This is a genomic window from Sorangium sp. So ce385, from assembly GCF_051474135.1.
Classification (GTDB): domain Bacteria; phylum Myxococcota_A; class Polyangia; order Polyangiales; family Polyangiaceae; genus Sorangium; species Sorangium cellulosum_D.
Genome location: NZ_CP150337.1, coordinates 13289597 through 13309598, shown reverse-complemented (window position 1 = coordinate 13309598; position 20002 = coordinate 13289597). Strand labels below are relative to the sequence as shown.

The following is a 20002-nucleotide window of genomic DNA, read 5'->3' as shown; positions in this document are numbered from 1 at the left end:
AGGGGCTGGAGGCGACGCCGGACATGGTCTAGCCTGTCGTATTGTCGCTCGACCAACCGCCGCACCACCGCGGCGCCGAGGGCCGCTCCAGCGCCCCGACGGCCGCCCGCGAAGAGGTCCTCCCATGCGCGTCGCCCTGATATCCGACATTCACGGCAATGAAGTGGCGCTCAGGGCCGTGCTGGCCAGCATCCAGGCGGCCGGCGTCGATCAGGTGATCTGCCTCGGGGACGTCGCGACGCTGGGGCCGCGGCCCCGGGCCATCCTCGACATGCTGCGGGAGCTCGGGTGTCCGTGCATCCTCGGCAACCACGATGAGTTCATGCTGGATCGGGGGCTGATCCGCACCTACACCGAGGCGCCCATCGTGATCGACGCGGTGGACTGGTGCCGTGATCAGCTGTCCGCGGACGACCTCGACTTCCTGCGCACGTTCCAGGCGCGCCTCACGATCCCGCTCGACGATCGCGCGACGCTCCTCCTGTTTCACGGCTCGCCCCGGTCTCACATGGAGGATCTCCTCTCGAGCACGCCGGCCGAGGAGCTGGATCGCCGCCTCGACGGCCACGCGGCGACGGTGATGGCCGGGGGGCACACGCACCTCCAGATGCTCCGCCAGCACCGCGGCGCGCTCCTCGTGAACCCGGGGAGCGTCGGGCTCCCGTTCAAGGAGTACGCGAACGGCGGGCCGCCGACGCTGCTGCACCACGCCGAGTACGCGATCGTGGAGGCGCGCGGCGGCGCGGTGAGCGTCAGCCTGCACCGGGTGCCGGTCGACCGGGACGCCGTCCGCGCGGCCGTGAGCGCGTGCGACAACCCGATGCGCGGCGCGCTGCTGCAGCAATACGCCTGAGCGCGCGCGGCGGCTCATCGGTGGAAGGGCTCCGCGTCGCCGAGCACATCCAGCTCGGGCTGGACTACGACGCTGACCGCACGGTCTGGTCGCAAGGCGTATTCGGCCTCTCCGGGGCACGCACATCAAGTGCGTCGGCGTTGGGATGTCGTGTTGGTTTCGTTGGATAAACAACCCGATGAGGGGGTTCGTCTCTCTGAACGCCAAATCGGAAGACCATCTCTCGGGCGGCTTGTGCTTCGAGCGCGACGCGCCGTCCGAAGGGATCGAGGCGCTTCCACAACAACAGCTCGACGCGCTCGCGCCGATGCTCTGGCATCGCCAGAAGCCCACGCTGCCGTTCCCCGAGTGGGTCGTCCGCTGCTCCTCCACGTGGGCCCGCGGGGCAGAAGACCGGTAGAACCCGTCGCCTCGGTCGGAGACGATCTCCGACGCCGGCCGCTCGATGCGGTCGACGCGCTCGCGCCCGCGCGTCGCGCTGGGGCAACCCGGCGGACTCGAGCACAGAGCGGTGCGCAGCCCGGGGGTGAGGCGTGGACGAACCGCCCGCGCCGTGGGCGTGGAGCGCCGCCGGTGTGGACGGTGAGCGAGCTCCGGCGCCGCCCCGGGCGCGCCGCGCCTCGATGACCGCCGGGCGGGGCGAGCCGCGCCCTCGGATCCTGCGGCGCGGGCGGGGTCGACAGCCCCGATCTGCGTGCGGCGGGGCGCGGCGTTCTGGTAGCCTCGAGGGGGCGCGCCGGAGTGCGATGGAGTCCCGATGACGAAATACGAGCAGATCAAGCTGTCCTATGAGGCGTCGAAGGCGGCGATCGGCCAGGTCGCGGAGGAGCTCCTGCACTGGATATACGAGCTGCGGGACCACATGGCCTGGCCGCGGGACAAGTGGGCGCTCAACCGGATCGCCGGTGATGTCCACACCAACGGGCTGCTGCAGCGGTTCGTCGTCGAGAATCACCCCGGCGTCGGCGAGGTGTTGAAGTGCCAGCTGTCGCTCACCGTCGAGGAAGAGCTGCCGTTCACCGTCGACTTCTTCGCGGTGGGCAGGACCGACCGGGGCCTCCTCGTCGTCCTCGTCGGCGGCGAGCAGATCACCGTCAGCAAGGCCGCCCCCGAGCCGTTCTTCGAGAAGGCCGTGGAGCACATCCGGCAGCAGGCGAGGCGCGTGGCCAAGACGCGCCGCGTGGGGGCCGTCGCCGGCACGCCCCACCGCCCGGCCTAGCCCCCGGCGCGAGGCGCCCAGGCGAGCGCCGCCGCGGCAGAGCCCCGAGGCAGCGCCGCCGCCATCCAGGGGCTCCGCGGCGGCGCCACCGGGGAGCAGCTTCGAGCGAGCGGGCGCGGCCAGACTTCACCGGCGAAACCCGCCCCGGCCAAAACGAAAGCCGAAGCCCCAAGAAGCCTGCGCAAACGCACGATATCTCGTCAGGAGGGCCCTGGCCCAGCTCCTGCTTCTACAGGACGGCGAGCGCCTGAGGGACGGTTTCCCCCCCCCAACCGTCGGACAGGCGCTCTTTTTTTTTGTGCGCGTCGCGGCCTCGGACCGCCGCGCGCGGGTGCGGCGCCGGAGCGCCGCGTCCCGCGGCGGTCACGGCGAGACGCAGGGCACGCCCGGCGCGGCGTCCGGCGAGAGCAGCGGCGGCAACCACCGCCGCAGCACCAGGGGCACCATGGCGTCGTGCGGCATGGGCTCCGTCGGCTGGAGCTGCTCCAGCTCGCGGAGCACGCCGGGCGCGGCAGGGTGCGCCTCGACGCCGCGCTGGAAGGCGCGGCGGAAGTCGGCGATGGGGCGCTTCGCCCAGCTCATCGTCTGCCACGACACGACGACGTGCGTGGCCGGAGGCGACTGCGAAAGCGGGAGCGCGATGTCGACGTCCATGCACGTGTCGATCACGAGCGCCGCGTGCACGGGAATGGATGCGCGCAGGGCGGTCGCGACGCCGCCCTCCCGGTTGCAGCCGCCGCCGGAGTGGCCCGCGACGATGACGCGCGTGCGGTCGATCGTGGCGACGCCGCGCAGCCGGGCGGCGGTGGCGTCGAGGAACGCGTCCAGGTCGAAGGCAGGCCAGCTCGTCCGCGCCACGGCCACGGCCGCCGGGAGCACGGCGCTCGGCGCGGCGACGAGGAGCGGCGGGATCTGGCCCGCCTCCATGAGCTGCGCCGCGATCCGGCGGACGTCGCCCTCCTGGCCGCCCCCCATCCAGCGGTACTTGATCTGCGCGGCGTTGGTGCCGTGCAGGAACACGAGGATCGGCAGCGGCCGCGCGGGCTCGGCGGCCGCCAGGCGGTGCACGAACGCGCGGCCCAGCCAGCGCTGCTCCGGCGGCACCGCGCCCGCAGGAGCCCCGGCCTGCGCCGCGCCCTGCTCGGCCGCGCCGCTCGCCGGCGGGCGCTCGTAGTCGTAGGTCGCGCCGTCGAGCGGCCCCGCGCGCAGGCCCGGCGCCGCCTTCGCGGCGGCCACCGGCGCGGGCCTCGGCTGCGCGTCCGCGCGCGCCGGAGAGGACGCGGCCGCGAGCCCGGCCGCGAGCGCGAGGGCGCGCGCGGCCCGCAGCGCGACTCCGCGCGCCGCCCGCAGCGCGCGCGCCCGCCCGCGGCGCCCGGCGGCCGTCACGGCTGCTCCTGCGCCGGCGCGTCGCGGCCCGCGTCGAGCGCCGACCCCTGCCCCGCTGCGGGCGAGGCGCTCGCGTCCCGCGGGATCGTGCGCTTCCGCTCGAAGGCGCGCGTCGGGTCGACCACCTTCACGTCGCCGAAGCGGCTCAGCATCGGGCCGATCACCTGCGCGTCGCCCACCGCGACGACCACGGCGCGCGCCGGCTGCACGTGGTCGGCCGCGACCTTGCCGGCGAGGGCCGGCGTGATGTCGCGGAGCTCCTTGCGGTAGCCGTCGTGGTGGTCGTCCGGCAGATCGAGCACCGAGAGCCGCGCGATCTCGTCCGCGAGCCCCGCGGCCGTCTCGACGCCGAGCCCGAGGCCGACCGCGAGCCGCCGCGCCGCCGCGTCGACCTCCTCCTGCGACGGCGCCGTGGTCGCGAGCCGCTCGATGTGCTCGAGCATCGCCTGCGCGGCGGCGCCCGTGCGCGCCGCAGGGACGCTCGCGTGGGCCAGGAGCGGGACCGGGCCGTGCGCGACGTCGAGCGTCGTCGCGGACGCCGCGCGCGCCGCGCCGCGCGGCTCGAGGAGATCCTGCGAGAAGCGCCCCGAGGGGCCGCCGAGCACCTCGCTCGCGACCGCGAGCGCAGGGAAGTCCCGGGCGCCGCGCTCGGGGCCGAGGACGCCGAGGAAGAGCTCCGTCTCCGCGCTCTTCGGGCGATCGACGACCGTGAGCTTGAGCGACCCCCGGGGCATGGGATCGGTGAACGAGAGCGCCGGCGGCTCGTCGGCCCTCCGGTCGGTGAACGCCTTCTCGACGGCGGCGCGCGCGGCCTCGGGCGTCGTGTCGCCCGCCACCACGACCACGGTGTTCTTCGGGACGTACCACGCCGTGTGGAACGCGCGGCAGTCGGCGGCGGTGATCTTCGCGAGCTCCGCCGTGGTCGCGCCGAACGAGGCGTACGGGTGCAGCTCGGTCGGGAGCGCGTAGAGGTCGCGGAAGAGGATCATCATCGCGCCCCAGCGGCCGTCCGCGTGCGCGCGGTCCCGCGCCTCCTCGGCCGCGCGGGCCTTCAGCTTGGCGAGCTCCGCGGCGTCGAGGCGCGGCCGCTGCACGAGGAGCCCGAGCAGCTCGATCGCCTCGGCGAGGCGATCGCTGGTCGTGCGCAGGCGGATCACCGTGGCGTCGAGGCCGGTGTCCACCGACACGGAGGCGCCGAGCGACTCGAGGCGCGCGAGCAGCTCGCGGCCGGGGAGGTGGCCGGCGCCGCCGCGCAGCAGGAGCTGGCCGGTGAGCGCGGCGAGCCCCGTGCGCTCGCCGTCGGCCGCGGACCCGCCGTGGACGACGACCCGGACCTCCACGAGCGGCAGCGCGCGGTTCACCGCGGTGGCGACGCTCAGGCCGCTCGGGAGCTCGGCCCACGCGATCGGGGGCATGCGCGCGGGCCGCGCGGGGCCGGACGGCGGGGGCTGCTCCCGGCGCGCGACGTCGGGGGGCGGCGCCTCCGCCGCGCCCTTGGCCTGCGCGGCCGCGTGCGCGGGCGTGCGCGGGGCGCGCGCGGCCGGCGCGCAGCCGCACGCCACGGCCGCGGCGAGCGCCGCGGCCCAGGAGAGAAAGGGGCGCGCTGTCCGTCGCGCGCGCCGTCCGCGTCGGTGGATTCCCTCGCTCATGCCGTCACTTCTTCCTGGGTTTCGCCGTCTTCGCCGGCTTCTTCTTCGGCGCGGGGCGGGCCGCCGCGCCGCGCGCCTTCGCCGGGGTGGCCTTGTCCTGGTCCTTGCCCGGCGCGGCCGGGGTCGCGGCCCGCGGCGCGCCGGCCGACGCGCGCGGCGGCGGGGCGGCTCCCGGGGTCGCCGGCGGGTAGGTCTCCACGATGGTCCGGCGCGTCGGGCCGAGGTGATCGCGCGCGGCGCGCTGCACGTCCTCCCGGGTCACCGCGAAGTAGCGGGCGAGCTCCCCGTTCAGGCGGCTCGCGTCCCCGAAGAGGAGCTCGTGCTCGGCGAGCGCCCGCGCCCGCGCGCTCGCGCCCGCGAGGCCCGCCACGAACGCCGACTGGAGCTGCCGGCGCGCCCGTGCCAGCTCGGCCGCCGGCGGCCCCGCCGTCGCGAGCGTCCGGATCTCGCCCTCGATGAGCTTCTCGACGTCGCCGACGCGGGCGCCGTCGGCGAGCCGCACGTCGATGGAGAAGAGGTCGGGCCCGCGGTGGCCGTCGATGGCGACCCGCACCGACTGCGCGACCGCCTTGTCGCCGACGAGGAGCGCCTCGAGGCGCGAGCTCTCGCCGCCGCCGAGCACGAAGGCCGCGAGCGAGAGCGCGTGGTGATCCGGGTGCCCGAGCGGCGGCACGGCCCAGCCGTAGAGGATGGCCGGAGCGCGGGCGGCCGGGTCCCTCACGACGCCGGTGCGCTGGCTCGTCTGCTCGGGGAACGGGACGTCCTTGAAGGGCGCGGCGGCGACGGCGGGGATGCCGTCGAAGTACCGGTGCACGAGCTCCATCGCCTCGCCGGGGTCGAAGCCGCCGGCGATCGCGAGCACCGCGCGGTTCGGGCCGTAGTGGGCGGCGTGGAAGTCGCGGGCCCAGGAGAGCTCGGCGCCGGCGAGGTCGTCCGCGTCGCCGAGCGCGGGGTGCTCGTGGGGCCAGTACCCCTGGAAGACGAGCTCGCGCAGCCGGGTGCCGCCCGAGCCGTAGGCGGCGCCGAGGATCGCGCCGCGGCGCTCCTGCGCGTCCCTGCGCTGCGCCTCGAAGGCCTGCGCGCTCAGGTCGAGCGACCTCATGCGATCGGCCTCGAGCCACAGGGCCAGCGCGAGCTCGTTCGCGGGCAGGGTCTCCGCGTAGGTGGTGCGGTCGACCTCCGTCTCGGCGTGGAGCTCGCCGCCGCGCTCGGCCACGAGGCGCAGGTGCTCGCCGGCGGCCACGTTGCGGCTGCCGCGGGCCATCATCCCCATCACGAGGCGCGCGAGGCCGCTCCTGCCGTTCGGTTCGTCGCGCGAGCCGGCGTCGTAGGTGACGGCCACGGCGACCGTGGGCGAGCTCTTGTCGGGGCTCATCACGACGCGCAGGCCGTTCTGGAGCGTGGCGCGCTCGACGGGGATCGCGAGCTCGATCGGCGCGTCCGAGGGCGCCGCCGCGGCGCCCTTCGGCGAGGCGGCGGCGGCGCGCGGCGGGCGCGCGGGCGCGGGCTTGCTGGCGGGCGGTGTTGCGGCGATGGGCGCGGGCTTGTCGGCGGGCGGCGCCGCGGCGGCCGGCGCGGGCTTGTCGGCGGCCTTCGCCGCGGCCTTGTCGGCGGGCTTCGTCGCGGCAGCCGCCGCGGGCTTGTCGGCGGGCTTCGCCGCGGCGGCTGGCTCGGGCTTCGCCGCGGCCGGCGCGGGCTTGTCAGCGGGCTTCGCCTCGGCCGACGCGGGCTTGTCAGCGGGCTTCGCCGCCGCGGCCGGCGCGGGCTTGTCGGCGGGCTTCGCCGCGGCCGGCGCGGGCTTGTCGGCGGGCTTTGCCGCGGCCGGCGCGGGCTTGTCAGCGGGCTTCGCCGCGGCCGGCGCGGGCTTGTCGGCGGGCGGCGCCGCGGCGGCGGGACACGGCGCGCCTGCGCTCAGCAGGCCGAGCGCCGCGAGCCCGGCCGTGAGGGCGCCGCGGAGCAGGGTTCGGCTCGCGGTCGTGGACACGGCAGGGCGATAGCACGTCGCCGGCCGGGCGCGCCCGCCGCGCGACGCGGCGACCGCGCTTCACGCTGCCGGCGGTCTCGCGTAGGCTCACGCCGCAGCTTCCGAGGTCGCGAGCGCGCGCCGCGCGCCGCCCCGCGCTCAGAGAGAACCGCCGATGCCCGACGCCCAAAACCTGATGAAAGCCGTAGTCGGAACGCTGATCTTCGTCGCCCTGGGGCTGCTCGTCTTCCTGCTGGCGTTCGTGCTGATCACGAAGCTGACCCCGTTCTCCATCCGCAAGGAGATCGAGGAGGACCAGAACACGGCGCTCGCGATCGTGATCGGATCGGTGATCCTGGGCCTCGCCTGGATCATCTCCGCGGCCATCCACGGCTGACGCGCGGGTCTCGGCGTTGGCCACGGCCGGGCCCGACCTCCTCGGCGCGCTGCCGGCCGCGCCTGCCGCCGCGGCCCGCGGCGGCTTCCTGTGGGGCCGCGGCGTCGACCTCGCGGTCTTCGGCGGCTCCGCGGCGGTCGCGCTCGCCCTCGCGGCGCTCTCCTCGGGCGGCGCGCTCCCGGCGTGGGGCTTCCTGCTGTTCGTGGTCGGCGTCGACGTGGCCCACGTGCACACGACGCTCTTCCGCACCTACCTCGATCCCGAGGAGCTCCGCCGCCACCCCGCGCTCTACGCCGCCGTGCCGCTCGCCTGCTACGCCGCCGGCGTCGCGCTGCACCTCGCCTCCGAGCTCTCGTTCTGGCGCGCGCTCGCCTACGCCGCCGTGCTCCACTTCGTGCGCCAGCAGATCGGGTGGGTCGCGATCTACCGCGCGCTCGCGGGCGAGCGCTCGCGCGTCGATCGCCTCCTCGACGACGCCCTCGTCTACGCGGCGACGGGGTGGCCGCTCCTCTACTGGCACGCGCACCCGCCGCGCGCGTTCACGTGGTTCGTGGACGGCGACTTCGTGAGCTCGCCGCGGCTCGCGGCCGCGGTGGGCCCGCTCGGCGCGGTGTACGCCGCGCTCGCCGTCGCGTACGTCGCCCGCGCGATCCAGAGGGCCTGCGTCGCCCGCGCGCCGCTCAACCTCGGCAAGCACGTGGTCGTGGGCACGACCGCGGCGACCTGGTACGTCGGCATCGTCGCGACCGACAGCGACTTCCAGTTCACGGTCACCAACGTGATCGTCCACGGGGTGCCGTACATGGCGCTCGTGTTCGCGTACGCGCGGGAGCGGGCCCGCGAGGCGCCGCGCTCGCTGCTCGCGCGGGTCCTCGCCGGCGGGCTCCTCGCCTTCCTCGGGCTCGCGCTGGCGCTCGCGTTCGTCGAGGAGATGCTCTGGGATCGGCTCGTCTGGCACGACCGGCCGGAGCTCTTCGGCGGCGCCGTGGACGAGCCGCTCCTCGGCCCGCGCGCGCGCGCGCTGCTCGTGCCGCTGCTCGCGCTCCCGCAGGCGACCCATTACATGCTCGACGCGGTGATATGGCGCCGTCGCCACACGCGCCCCGCCCAGGCGCGCGCGCTCGGGTTCCGGTCCGGCTCCGGTGAGGGCGCGAGCGGCGGGGGCAGCGAGGGCAGCGGGCGCCGCGGCGCTGGCCAAAGCGACGGCGCTGGCGAGGGCAGCGGGCGCCGCGGCGCCGGCCGGAGCGGCGGCGCTGGCGAGGGCGGCGAGCGCGGCGGCGCCGGCGAAAGCGGCGGCGGTGGCGGCGGCAGCGAGCGCGGCGGCGCCGGCGAAAGCGGCGCGGCGGGCGCCGTGTCGCTCTCGGCGAGCCGAGAAGCTTGACCCGCGGCGCAACTCCCGTAACCCTCGGCGCTTCGCATGGCTTCGCTCGCGGCGCCCGCGCTCCCGCCACGCCCCTTGCCCTCCGATGGGGCGTGGAGCCGGAGCCGCCTCGCGCAGCCCGGGACCATGGATCCGGAGAAGATCCGAAGATGCTGAGACCATGCAATGCGTGCGCGGCCTGCGCCTGCTATCGCTTCGACATGCTCGCGCAGGCTGGGAGAGGTGACAGAAATGAGTGAACCACGGCCAACCGACGGGCCCGGCGCGCCGCGCCTGACGCCGATTCCCCCGAATCCGCGCGCCCCCGTCCTCCTGGTCGACGACGACGCCGAGCTCCGCGAGATGCTCCGCGAGATGCTCGAAGCCTCGGGCTACGATGTCTACTGCGCCAGCAACGGCAGGGAGGCGCTCGATCTGCTGCACGAGGCAGATCCGCCGCCCGGGCTCATCCTGCTCGATTTGATGATGCCGGTGATGACCGGCGAGGAGATGCTCGCCGCGTTGAAGCAGGTGCACGCGCTCGCGGCCATTCCGGTGACCATCGTCTCCGGCCACGACGGCCCGCCCGAGGGCACGGCCTACCTGAAGAAGCCTGTCGACTTCGGGGCGTTGCTCGCCGTCGTCCAGAAGACCTGCGGCTAGCCCGCGCGGCAGCCGAGCGCACCCAGCAGCCGAGCGCACCCAGCAGCCGAGCGCGCGCGGCGGTCACGCTTCCACACAGCAGCCAAGCGCGCGCGGCGTTCGCTACCCCCGCAGCAGCCGAGCACACCCAGCAGCCAAGCGCGCGCGGCGTTCGCGCCCCTCGCAGCAACCGAGCACACCCAGCAGCCGAGCGCGCGCGGCGCTCACGCTCCCGCGCGGCGGCCAGCTCGCGCGGCGTCGTGCTCCCGTGCAGCAGCCGAGCTCGGCGCTGCGCCCGCGCGCCCTCAGGCGGCCCGTGAACCGCCGCCGCGCAGGAGGGGCGCGGCGCAGACCCGATCGCCGAGCAGCGCGGCATCGGCGCCGTCCCGCTCGCCGCGCAGCGCGGGCGGCGACCGCGGGCTCATCGCCGCGAAGGCCAGGAGGCCCACCACCGTCAGCAGCAGCGCCAGCGCGAACGCCGCTGCGAGGAACAAGATGCCGAGCGACGCGCGGTCCGTTCCGCCTTCGCCCGCGCCCTGCTCCGGGTCCTCGTCGCGTCGCTCCGGCTCATCCACGCTTCAGCCTCCAGTCGGTGGTTGTGCTTACCGCCTCGCGCCGGAAGGCGCAACGGACGCAGCGAGCCCTGGCTGCTCTCGCGCGTTCGCCCGGGGGCAGCAGCGTCCCCGGCGGACCTGATGGTCGGGACATTGTCTGTCCGGTGGACCCATCGCCGTCCGCCTCCGGCGGCGATAGGTTCGCCTCCTCGGAGGGCGTGCGAATGGCAGAGAGCCGCACCAGCGACGCTGTGGAGAAGAGCGGGCAGGCGAGCTCGGATCGCCTGTGGATCCTCGTCAACACAAGTCATCGTGAGTCAGCTCCAGAACGCGTGAGCGGCCGACATCCGCGCGAAACCGTGGTGGTACGCGACGGCGACACTCTCCTCGTCAGCGTCGATGTCGGCAGGGGCTCGTCGCTCGCGGTGCCGTTCGACAAGGCAGAGCTCGCCGGTCCGGAGGCGACGCTCATCGTGCGGCTCGCGGCGAGCTCCACGCCGTGCGCCCGGTGCGTCGACGAGCGCCTCGCCACGGCGGCTCGGGAGCTCGGCGGGCTCGACGCGGAGAGCGTCTTCCGCGCGGTCCGCGCCGCGATCGCCGGCTGCGCGGAGCGCGCGCACGGCGGCCACGCCGACGCCGTCGGGGCTCCGCCCGAGAGCTCGGCGCCGCGGTCGTGCGGCGCGCTCCGCCTGGCGCCGGCCAACGCGCCTCACGTGCCCGCGGGGGCGGCGCTCCCGGGCGACGGCGATATCGATGTGATCCTGATCATCTGAGGCCGGGTCGTCGGCGGTCCCGAATCACCCGCTCCTCTCCGCTGGGCGGGGACCGTCTCCGAGTCGGGACCACGGGCCCCCTTCATCCCGGCTCGTAGCCGCCGGATCTTTCGCGCGAGGCGCATGAGCCGGAGATAATGCCGCGGGCAAACGGAGGTGCGCCGGCGCGCCGCCGTTTGCCCGCTTCCCTCCACGATCCCGAGCTCCGCCGGCCTCGCCGAAGCGCAGCGCCAGGGCCATCACGGTTCCCCTGTCGACATCGACCAGCCATCCTACCAGCGGCGCGGATCGAGTTGCCTTTCACGAGAGCGGACGTGTGTCTACGGTGGGACCGCGAATTCAGAGGTCCGCGGCGGAAAGCCAAGCGCCTGCCGGCGGCCGGCGGAGCCGCATCGCGGAGTGACGGTGGTCGCGCCGCAACTCTCCCGAATTGGCCTCATGCCGCGCCCGGAAGACGCCGTCCGGAGACCCTCGACACCGCCCTCGTCTCTGCCGGCTGAGTCTTTCAATACCGCAACGCCCTGAAGCTCAACGCCACGCGACGCGATCGCCATCCGCCGCTCTTCGCTCCGGCGCGGGGACGGCGAGGTCGGCTGCCTGCTTCCGATCGACGAGCAGGCTGTGTGCGTGGCCGGGGGGAAGGTCGGGACCGTGCTCACAGGCGTCTAGGTCGGAGAACGGGCTGCTCTCATCCTCCGTCATCCGCGGTATTCCAGATGTTGCACAACGCCCGGATCTTGAATTGGCACAGGCACCCATGGTATCATGCGCCCATGAAAGCCGAAGAATTACTGCTTATCGGTCAGCTTTTCAACTCACTCGGATGGCCGACAGAGGTAGACGAGCACAGCCAATTCCCCGACCTTTTCGAGCGATTCTGCCGAATGTTCAGCAGGCTAGACCAGCAACAACGCGCGCTCTTGCTAGAACTCACCAAATCTTACACTTGGATCAAGCCACAGGCAACACCTTCAGTATTCATCACAGCGTGGAAAAAGATGATTACGCAACTGCCCCCATCGGCACAATTCATAGTAGTGACGCCACTACTAAAACCCGCAAGCACACGACCCAAGAGCTCCGATAGTATCTATTACATAGCCCAGGGGCACCACGCCAACCTTGACTCCACCATCAAACCGCGCCAATTAAAATTTTGCAAATCAACGTCGACATTCGCAAAAAAGTGCGGCAACGCAAACAACGCAGCACTCGTGCTTGTCGATGATTACGTTGGATCGGGCGACACCGCCATCAAGGCACTCGCACAACTTCGGAAAGACTTTCCAAATACCAACCCGGCCATAACGATTGTACTGGCCCTAGCTGCACAAACAGAGGCCATCGCTCCGCTCGCGGCCCAGGGCTGCCTGTTGGTTGCCGACCAAATGTTAAATCGAGGGATCTCAGACAATCAAATTCTGGCCAGCGCAATCCCTAATGCAATGCAAATAATGGACAGCATCGGAAAACGGATTGGTGTAAAGAAAGCCGATCGGTTCGGATATAGTCATACAGAAGCCCTCGCCACCCTAACTCGCACCCCAAACAACACATTTCCAGTGTACTGGACAGACAGAAAGGTTGGCGGCAAGGTATGGGATTCTCCGTTTACCAGAGTCAGCGAACTTAGGTTTAATCGTGGCCGTTGATCTCGATCGCCATAGACTACTACGTCTGATCAACGCCGGACGGGACATCGACGAGCTCGTGAATCTGCCGATGCAGTATTCGCAGATTCTTGCACTTCTTCGATCCGTCCTGGATGAAAGACTAGTCGTATACGATGGGACAATGCTCCTGCTGACCCAAGCTGGACAAGAGGCAATGTCAGATCCGCCAAATCCCAAGGGTCCGGCAGCAGTCGCACTTACCCCAGACCGACTGCAAGCAGCTCGAGCTCAGAGCAAGGAGCCGGACGTTGTACATCTACCACGAGGCGTGGTAGGCTAACCGGGTGGTCGCCTCGCTAGCCCCACACAGGCCTACGCTGTGGGGGCGGCGAGTCGCCGCCCTGGGAAGCACTTTTAGTGTTTGAGCGAGATTGCCGCGAGGGAAAACGAGCACGTCACAGATTGGCAGAGTACGACTCCGCTGGGCTCGCTTCTCGGCAATATGGACATCGGACGTTCGGACAAGACAGTACGGTACGTAGCGGGGCGACCACACGTTTAACAATATGGATTGGGATGACTATCGGCGCAATTTCGAACAGTTGGCGCATCAGCAGGGACAACCGGCATCGTTTGTGACTAAGTCCCTTGCGTATGCCGAACCTTTGGTGAAGGCTGGGCTTCCAATCATATATGATTTCTCCCACTTGTGTGAACTCCTCGGCTTCGACGAGCTGGCGCTTCGTGCTGCCCTACAGGAGTCAGCCTCTTTATATGTATCGTATTTTATTCCGAAGCGGGCGGCGGGTTATCGGCAGATCCATGAGCCAGTGCCGTCATTGAGGCAAATTCAGGACTGGATCAAAGACCGAATCCTAAACAAGTGCCGTCCACACGACGCAGCGACGGCGTTCTTCAGGGGGCATTCGATCAAGCAAAATGCGGAGCCACACCTGGCACAACCAATGGTGCTTTCGCTCGATGTGAGAGACTTCTTTCCATCCATCGGCGGCGCGCATGTCATGGCGTTTTTTAGGAGCCTCGGCTATGCGGAAGATGTGGCAAGTGCGCTCAAGGATCTGACCGTGCTCAACCATGGTTTGCCGCAAGGGGCGCCCACGAGCCCGGGGCTCTCCAACCTGGTGATGGTCAAAGCCGATGAAAGACTTTCTCGCTATGCGACCAGCCTTTCTATCCGCTACTCACGCTACGCAGACGACATGACATTTTCTGGCTGGTTCAAGCCTGGGCGTGTGATCGACACCGTTCGCAAAGTGCTTGGCGACAACAACCTCGCCTTGAACGAAGCTAAAACGCGCTTGATGCTACCACACGAACGACAGGAAGTGACTGGGGTCGTCGTCAATCAGCGATTACAAGCCCCTCGAAAACTTCGGCGCACCTTAAGGCAAGAAGTGCATTTCATCGAGCGATTTGGTCTCGCAGGCCATGAGAATCGACGCCCCTCTCTTTGCGAGGACCGCCTGAACCAATTGCGCGGCATTGCCGAGTTTATTCTCTTTCTCAACCATAAGGATCGTGACGCACGGAAAGCCGTTCACGTGCTTCAATCAGCACGAACAACCACGTTAGTATCTTCAAGCACCAAGCAACAATGATTATCGAAGTGAGCCGGCAGCACGCGCCCCACATGTCCGAGCGCGACTGCGCCGCTCAAGGATGCCTGCAAGTTCGGCAACCGCGGCGAGGCGACGGGGCGGCCATCGCGCTCTCTCCAGCCTCGGGGCTCGCCGGTTGGGCCCGTGTTGGATACATGCATTTCGAGGCGCTGCGATCCATCGTCACACATTTTCGAGATTCCGTCGGAAAGTACGAATCGCCCTGGTTCGCCGCCGCAATTCCTCCTTGCGCCTCTTCCTTGGCAACCCGCGCATGAGCACCGGAAGCAAATGTGATTCAATCGGTTTCGGCTGACCATCGGCCGATTCCTCTTCAATCGTGGCTCAACGCATGGCCAACCGATCCTCTGCGGGTTATGCATTCGCCGCAGCGGGAGCGGTATCATCGCCACGGGCCAGGGCCGGCATCCCTTTTCTGACGCCGGCTCCGGCGAGTTTGACGAGCGGGCCGTCAGCGGAGGCCAGCATCCCAGGCTTCAGCCCACGCTCGCGCGCTGAGTCGGCTCTTCTCCAAGCGTTGAAATCACCGGCCCGACGCCCGAGTGATCTTTTCAATGCTTGCAGCAAGCTCTCGAAACGGCCGGATCTACGGATCTAACGTCGGGCTGGGCTTCCGGCGTCCCGGGCGCGGCGGAGCCGTCGGCGTGGCACCATCCGGCTCGGCAGACACCTCGTCTGGCACGTCTGCCGCTCGCTCGCTGAGGGATGCCCAACACCGGCGGCCACCTCGCCGAGCCGCCGTCGCCCCCTCCCCCCGGCGGGACGGAACCTCCGATCCGAAATTTGGCCCTCCCGCCCCCGGCATGCGAACCCGGGGCCTGGAGACCTCTGCAAGGATGACCAGCCCTCGCTCCCACGCCGAGCTCGTCACGCTGCGCAAGCTCGCGCAGGACCTCGCCGCCCAGCGCAAGGAGCGCCTGTCGAGCGTGCACCTCCTCGCCGCCATCGCCCTGAGCGGAGGCCCCGCCGCGGAGCTGCTCCGCGATCGGCGGCTCGACGACGAGGCCCTGCTCAAGGCGAGCCGCTCGGTCGACGACGAGGGCCCCGACCCGATCGGCCGGGCCATGGGCGGCGCCCGCGACGTCGCCAAGCGCGCGACGGCCAAGGAGCCCGCCGCGCTCCACCTGCTGCTCGCGCTCCTCTCCGACCGCAGCTCCGCCGCGCACCGGGCCCTCACGCAGTCGGGCGTCGACCTCGCGCGCCTCAGGACCGCCGCGCTCCAGATCGCCCTCGGCGTGGTCCAGGCGCGGCGGACGCCGATCCGCGTGGTCCACGACGGCGGCCCGCCGGAGAAGCCCGCCGCGCCCGCCAAGGCCGCGCCCGCGCGCCGCGCCCGCGGCGAAGGCGTCGATCCGGAACGCACGCCGCGCCCCTCCGCCGAGCTGCGGCCGTCCAAGGCCACAGGCATCGCCGTGCCGGACCTGCGGCCCTCGAAGGCCACCGGCGTCGCCCTGCCGGACCTGCGGCCCTCGAAGGCCGCCGGCGTCGCCGCGCCGGAGCCGCGCCCCTCGAAGGCGGCCGGCCCGGGCGTCACCGTGCCGCTGTTCCCGCCGCCGCGCCGGCCCGTCGCGGCCCCGGGCGCCGGCGAGGCCCCCTTCCCCGCCGAGCCGGCCGCCGCCCTCACGCCCGCCCCCCGGCGCGCCCTCACGGCGGACGACGCGGCCGCCTCGCCCGTCCCGCCCTCCGTGGCGCGGCCGCTCGCGGGGCTCCCGGCCGCCGCGAGCTCCGTCGCGGCGCGCTTCACCCTCGACCGCGCGCGCTTCCCGGCCCTCACCTCGCTCGGCCACAACCTCTCGCTCGCCGCCGCCCAGGGCGAGCTCGAGCCGATCGTCGGGCGCGAGCGCGAGATCGAGCAGGCGCTCGACGTCCTCGCCAAGCGCCACGCGAACAACCCCTGCCTCCTCGGCCCGGCCGGCGTGGGGAAGACCTCCGTCGCGCGCGGCATCGCGCACCGGCTCGCGTTCGAGGAGCGAGAGCCGCGCATCGTCGTCGAGCTCGTGCCGTCGGAGCTGCTCGCCGGCACCGGCGCCCGCGGCGCGCTGAGCGAGCGCCTGTCCGCGCTGCGGGCGGAGCTCCGCGAGGCGGGCGGACGGGTCATCCTGTTCATCGACGGCATGTCGGAGCTCTTCGGCAGCGGCGCGCTCGACGAGGCGATGGCCGAGATCAAGCTCGCCCTCGCCCGCGGCGAGCTCACGCTGATCGGCACCGCCACGCCCGAGGAGTACCGGAAGAGCATCGAGGTCGACCCCGCGCTCGCGCGGCGCTTCACCGTCGTCGAGATCGACGAGCCCGAGGAGGACGAGGCGTTCCTGCTGCTCCAGAGCGTCGCCGTCGGGCTCGGCGCGCACCACGGGCTCGCCTTCACCGACGAGGCGCTCGCCTCGGCCGTCGCCTGGTCGGTGCGCTACCTGCCCGGGCGCGCGCTGCCCGACAAGGCGCTCTCGATCCTCGACCTCGCCGGCGCCCGCACGCGCCGGCGCGCGCGCCCGCCCGAGAGCGCCCGCGCCGAGCTCCGCGACCCCGCGCGGCAGGTCGGGCCCGCCGAGGTCGCCGAGGTGGTCGCCGAGCTCGCCGATCTGCCGGTCGAGCGGCTGCTCGAGACCGACCGCGAGCGGATGCTCGCGCTGGAGACGCTGCTCGCCGACAAGGTCGTCGGCCACGGCGAGGCGCTCGCGCGCATCGCCCGGGTGCTGCGCCGGAACGCGGCCGGCCTGCGCGCGCGCCGCCCGATCGGATCGTTCCTCCTGCTCGGCCCGACCGGCGTGGGCAAGACCGAGACGGCGAAGGCGATCGCCGAGGCGCTGTTCCACTCGCCGGACGCCATGACGCGGCTCGACTTCTCCGAGTACGCCGAGTCGCACGCGGTCGCGCGCCTGGTCGGCGCGCCGCCCGGCTACGTCGGCCACGAGGCGGGCGGCCAGCTCACCGAGGCGGTGCGGCGGCGGCCGTACCAGGTGGTGCTGCTCGACGAGATCGAGAAGGCGCACCGCGACGTGCTCGAGGCGTTCCTGCAGGTCTTCGACGAGGGCCGCCTGACCGACGGCCGAGGCCGGCGGGTCGACTTCACGAACACCGTCCTCGTGATGACCTCGAACCTCGGCGCGGCCGAGGCCGGCGCGCTCCGGTCCGAGCGCGCCGTCGGCTTCGCGCGCGCCTCCGCGGCCGTGTCGCCCGAGCGCCTCGGCGAGGCGATGCTCTCCGCCGCCCGCGCCGCGCTCCCGCCCGAGCTCTACAACCGCATCGACGAGGTCCTCTGCTTCGCGCCGCTCACGCGGGCGGACGTCGCCGAGATCACGCGCCGCCTGCTGGGCGGCCTCGAGCGCGAGCTCGAGGCGCGCGGCGTGGAGCTCGAGGTCGAGCCGGCGGCGATCGACGCGCTGCTCGACGCCGGCGGGTTCGATCCCGAGCTCGGCGCCCGGCCGATGAAGCGCACGATCGCGCGGCTCATCGAGGCGCCGCTCGCCGAGCTCATCCTGCGCGGCCAGCTGGAGGAAGGGTCCGCGGCGCTCATCGGCGTCGAGCAGGGCGAGATCGTGGTGGACGCGATCGCGCGGGCCGGCGAGCGGCGCTACGCCGCGTGTTCGAGCTGAAGCAGAGATCCGGCGGAGATCCGCGCGTCGAAGCGCCGCGCGAAGCACGCTCCGCGCGCGCGAAAGGGTCTCCCCCGGCCGATCGCTCGTGTAAGCTGCCCGTCGATGAGCAGCGCGGGAGGCGGCCCCCACCGACCGGGCTCGCTGCGGGGGCTCCCGAGACCCGGCGAGATCGTCGGGGGCAAGTACCGCATCGAGCACGTCATCGGCCAGGGAGGCATGGGGGTCGTCGTCGCGGCGCGCCACACCACCCTGAAGCGGCGCGTCGCGCTGAAATTCCTGCTCCCCGAGGAGAACCGCGATGCGCAGGACGTGACGCGCTTCCTCCGCGAGGCGCAGGCGGCGGCGGCCATCACGAGCCAGCACGTCGCCCACGTCATCGACGTCGGCACGACCGACGCGGGCGTGCCGTACTTCGTCATGGAGCTCCTGCGCGGGATCAACCTCGCCGAGCTCATCGAGCAGCGCGGGCCGCTCTCGATCGAGGACGCCGTGGGCTACGTCCTCGAGGTGTGCGAGGCGATCGCCGAGGCGCACGCGCTCGGCATCGTCCACCGCGACCTGAAGCCGAGCAACATCTTCCTCGCCGAGCGGGAGGACGGATCGAGCCACATCAAGGTGATCGACTTCGGGATCTCGAAGACCCTGGACGCGGGCGCGCTCGGCGCCGACAGCAAGCTGACCGCGACGAGGATGGTCCTCGGCTCTCCGCCGTACATGTCGCCCGAGCACGTCCGCAGCGCGCGGAACGTCGACACCCGGACCGACATCTGGGCCATCGGCGTGATCCTCTACGAGATGCTCACGGCCAGGCGGCCGTTCGAGGCCGAGGCGGCGTCCGCGATCTTCGCGAGCATCGTGGCCGATCCGCCCACGCCGCCGCGCCGCCACCGCGCGGACATCCCGGACGAGCTGGAGCGCGTCATCCTGAGCTGCCTGGAGAAGCGCCCGTACCTGCGCCCTCAGACCGTCGCCGATCTCGCGCGGTCGCTCGCGCCCCTCGCGCCGGAGCGCGCCCGCGCGCCCCTGGAGCGGATCCTCTGCAGCGGCCCGGGCGTCCCGACCGCGCGGACGGTCCCCGCCAGAGCCCACGAGCCCGTCAACGTCGAGGGCCCCACGCTCACGATGGAGCTCGCCGAGCGACGGGAGGCGGCCGGGATCACCCCGCCCTCGGCGCCGCTCCCGGAGCCGCGGGCCGAGCCGGCGCGCGACGCGGCGGAGCCGGACCCGCCGCGGGGGGCGGCCGCGGGGGGCGCGCCGGCGCGGCGATACGCGACGACGGTGAGCACGGCGAAGCTCTGGGAGAGCGCGACGCCGGCGCGGCGCGCGCCCGAGGACCTCGGCGGCGACGAGGACCGGGCGAGGGCGACGACGCGGAGCAGGCGCCCGTCCGTGGGCGCGCGCCACGTCCTCCTCGGAGCCGCCGCCGTCGCGCTCGCGGGGCTCGGCGTCCTCGCGCTCCGGAGGTCGGGTGAGCGCGAGCCGAATATGAAGAGCGAGCCGCACCACCGGGAGCAGCAGCGCCAGCTCGTCAGCGAGGCGTGCAAGCAGAGCCGCGTACGCCTCCAGAGCGGCGCGGCGCTGGGCCCCCTGGAAGGCGTCGGCTGGGAGGTCGATCTCTGGCTCGCCCGCGGCGGCGGGCCGGGCGCCGAGGAGCGTCCCTCGCCGGACGGCGCTGCAGAGGCGCCGGCGCGCGAGCGCGGCGGCGACGCCGCCCCGGCGCTCGGCGCGGACGCCCCGCCGCTCTCCGCCGCGTCCCTGGGCGACATCGCGGCCGGCCGGCGGCTCACGCCCGCGCTCGACGCGGCGCTGAGCCGCGTGACCGACGGGACCGTCACGGTCAAGGAGGGCGGCCCCCCGAGCTCCCGCGCCTTCAGCCACATCACCGTGACCTTCGGCGACGGCTATGGCCGCGCCTTCTTCGACGCGCAGGTCCGGCCCAGGTTCATCGCCGTCGCCGAGCGCCTCTACCAGGCCGCCGGCGCGGAGCTCGGCGCGCTCTACGCCCGCTGCGCCGCGCTCGAGGTGCCGGACCTGGGCGTCTGGTTCCGCGGCCGCGACGCGAGCGGCGCCGCCGCCGCGCTGCTCTATCACATGGAGATGCGCGCCGAGCCGGCGCCGTCGGCGTTCGCCGCCCTCACCTCGCTGCGGGTCCGCGCGCTCCGGGCCAGGGTGAGCGGCGCCGGGCTCGACGACAAGGCGCTCCAGGAGCTCCTCGATCGGCTGGGAGCCGACGTCGCGCCGTCGCAGACGGGCACCGCCGTCACGTTCCCGGCCGAGGCGCCGCTCCGCGCGAGGATCGTCAGCCGCGAGCTCTCGGATGCGCTCACCGCCGCCGAGCGCCGCGCGCCCTGAGCTCCCGC

General features: G+C 72.6%; 15 protein-coding genes. 11 read left to right on the top strand and 4 right to left on the bottom strand.

Annotated features, from left to right (window positions below):
- Window positions 1-124: 124 nt before the first annotated feature.
- From WME83_RS48670 to WME83_RS48660, 3 genes are all read left to right on the top strand, one after another.
- Window positions 125-853, top strand: coding sequence for a metallophosphoesterase family protein (locus tag WME83_RS48670; protein WP_437316533.1), 729 nt, complete (start codon window positions 125-127; stop codon window positions 851-853).
- A gap of 178 nt (window positions 854-1031) precedes the next feature.
- A complete protein-coding gene (locus WME83_RS48665; protein ID WP_437316532.1) occupies window positions 1032-1253 on the top strand; it encodes a hypothetical protein in 222 nt (73 codons plus the stop codon).
- 357 nt (window positions 1254-1610) lie between these two features.
- On the top strand, window positions 1611-2072 hold the full coding sequence (locus WME83_RS48660; protein ID WP_437316531.1) for a hypothetical protein: 462 nt from the start codon (window positions 1611-1613) through the stop codon (window positions 2070-2072).
- A 363-nt stretch (window positions 2073-2435) separates the two neighbouring features.
- On the opposite strand, the gene WME83_RS48655 is transcribed toward WME83_RS48660, so the two are convergent.
- From WME83_RS48655 to WME83_RS48645, 3 genes are read right to left on the bottom strand one after another with little or no spacing between them, the layout of a single operon-like run.
- On the bottom strand, window positions 2436-3458 hold the full coding sequence (locus tag WME83_RS48655) for a hypothetical protein (RefSeq protein WP_437316530.1): 1023 nt from the start codon (window positions 3456-3458) through the stop codon (window positions 2436-2438).
- Window positions 3455-5107 (bottom strand): M16 family metallopeptidase, encoded by a 1653-nt coding sequence (locus WME83_RS48650; protein ID WP_437316529.1) that lies wholly within the window; start codon window positions 5105-5107, stop codon window positions 3455-3457. Before WME83_RS48650 ends, WME83_RS48655 begins: the two co-directional genes overlap by 4 nt.
- 4 nt (window positions 5108-5111) lie before the next feature.
- Window positions 5112-7091, bottom strand: a complete 1980-nt coding sequence (locus WME83_RS48645) for a M16 family metallopeptidase (protein WP_437316528.1) — start codon at window positions 7089-7091, stop codon at window positions 5112-5114.
- A 175-nt stretch (window positions 7092-7266) separates the two neighbouring features.
- On the opposite strand from WME83_RS48645, the gene WME83_RS48640 reads away from it, so the two are divergent.
- The 3 genes from WME83_RS48640 to WME83_RS48630 all read left to right on the top strand — a co-directional run bounded on the left by WME83_RS48640 (window position 7267) and on the right by WME83_RS48630 (window position 9490).
- Complete coding sequence (locus WME83_RS48640; RefSeq protein ID WP_020741644.1) at window positions 7267-7467, top strand: DUF350 domain-containing protein; 201 nt, start codon at window positions 7267-7269, stop codon at window positions 7465-7467.
- Between the two features lie 16 nt (window positions 7468-7483).
- Window positions 7484-8848 carry a hypothetical protein gene (locus tag WME83_RS48635; RefSeq protein ID WP_437316527.1) on the top strand — a complete coding sequence of 455 codons (1365 nt, stop codon included), beginning with the start codon at window positions 7484-7486 and terminating at the stop codon, window positions 8846-8848.
- 231 nt (window positions 8849-9079) lie between these two features.
- The gene (locus WME83_RS48630; protein WP_437316526.1) at window positions 9080-9490 is read left to right on the top strand and encodes a response regulator; all 411 of its coding nucleotides are present in this window, start codon (window positions 9080-9082) and stop codon (window positions 9488-9490) included.
- A gap of 284 nt (window positions 9491-9774) precedes the next feature.
- On the opposite strand, the gene WME83_RS48625 is transcribed toward WME83_RS48630, so the two are convergent.
- Window positions 9775-10044 carry a hypothetical protein gene (locus WME83_RS48625; RefSeq protein WP_437316525.1) on the bottom strand — a complete coding sequence of 90 codons (270 nt, stop codon included), beginning with the start codon at window positions 10042-10044 and terminating at the stop codon, window positions 9775-9777.
- 338 nt (window positions 10045-10382) lie between these two features.
- Here WME83_RS48625 and WME83_RS48620 point away from each other — a divergent pair, with 338 nt between their 5' ends.
- From WME83_RS48620 to WME83_RS48600, 5 genes are all read left to right on the top strand, one after another.
- The gene (locus WME83_RS48620; protein WP_437316524.1) at window positions 10383-10796 is read left to right on the top strand and encodes a hypothetical protein; all 414 of its coding nucleotides are present in this window, start codon (window positions 10383-10385) and stop codon (window positions 10794-10796) included.
- Between the two features lie 773 nt (window positions 10797-11569).
- Window positions 11570-12448, top strand: a complete 879-nt coding sequence (locus tag WME83_RS48615; protein ID WP_437316523.1) for a phosphoribosyltransferase-like protein — start codon at window positions 11570-11572, stop codon at window positions 12446-12448.
- A gap of 527 nt (window positions 12449-12975) precedes the next feature.
- Window positions 12976-14028 (top strand): reverse transcriptase family protein, encoded by a 1053-nt coding sequence (locus WME83_RS48610; protein WP_437316522.1) that lies wholly within the window; start codon window positions 12976-12978, stop codon window positions 14026-14028.
- Between the two features lie 857 nt (window positions 14029-14885).
- On the top strand, window positions 14886-17639 hold the full coding sequence (locus WME83_RS48605; protein ID WP_437316521.1) for an AAA family ATPase: 2754 nt from the start codon (window positions 14886-14888) through the stop codon (window positions 17637-17639).
- A 105-nt stretch (window positions 17640-17744) separates the two neighbouring features.
- A complete protein-coding gene (locus WME83_RS48600) occupies window positions 17745-19994 on the top strand; it encodes a serine/threonine-protein kinase (RefSeq protein WP_437316520.1) in 2250 nt (749 codons plus the stop codon).
- The last annotated feature ends 8 nt before the right edge of the window (window positions 19995-20002 follow it).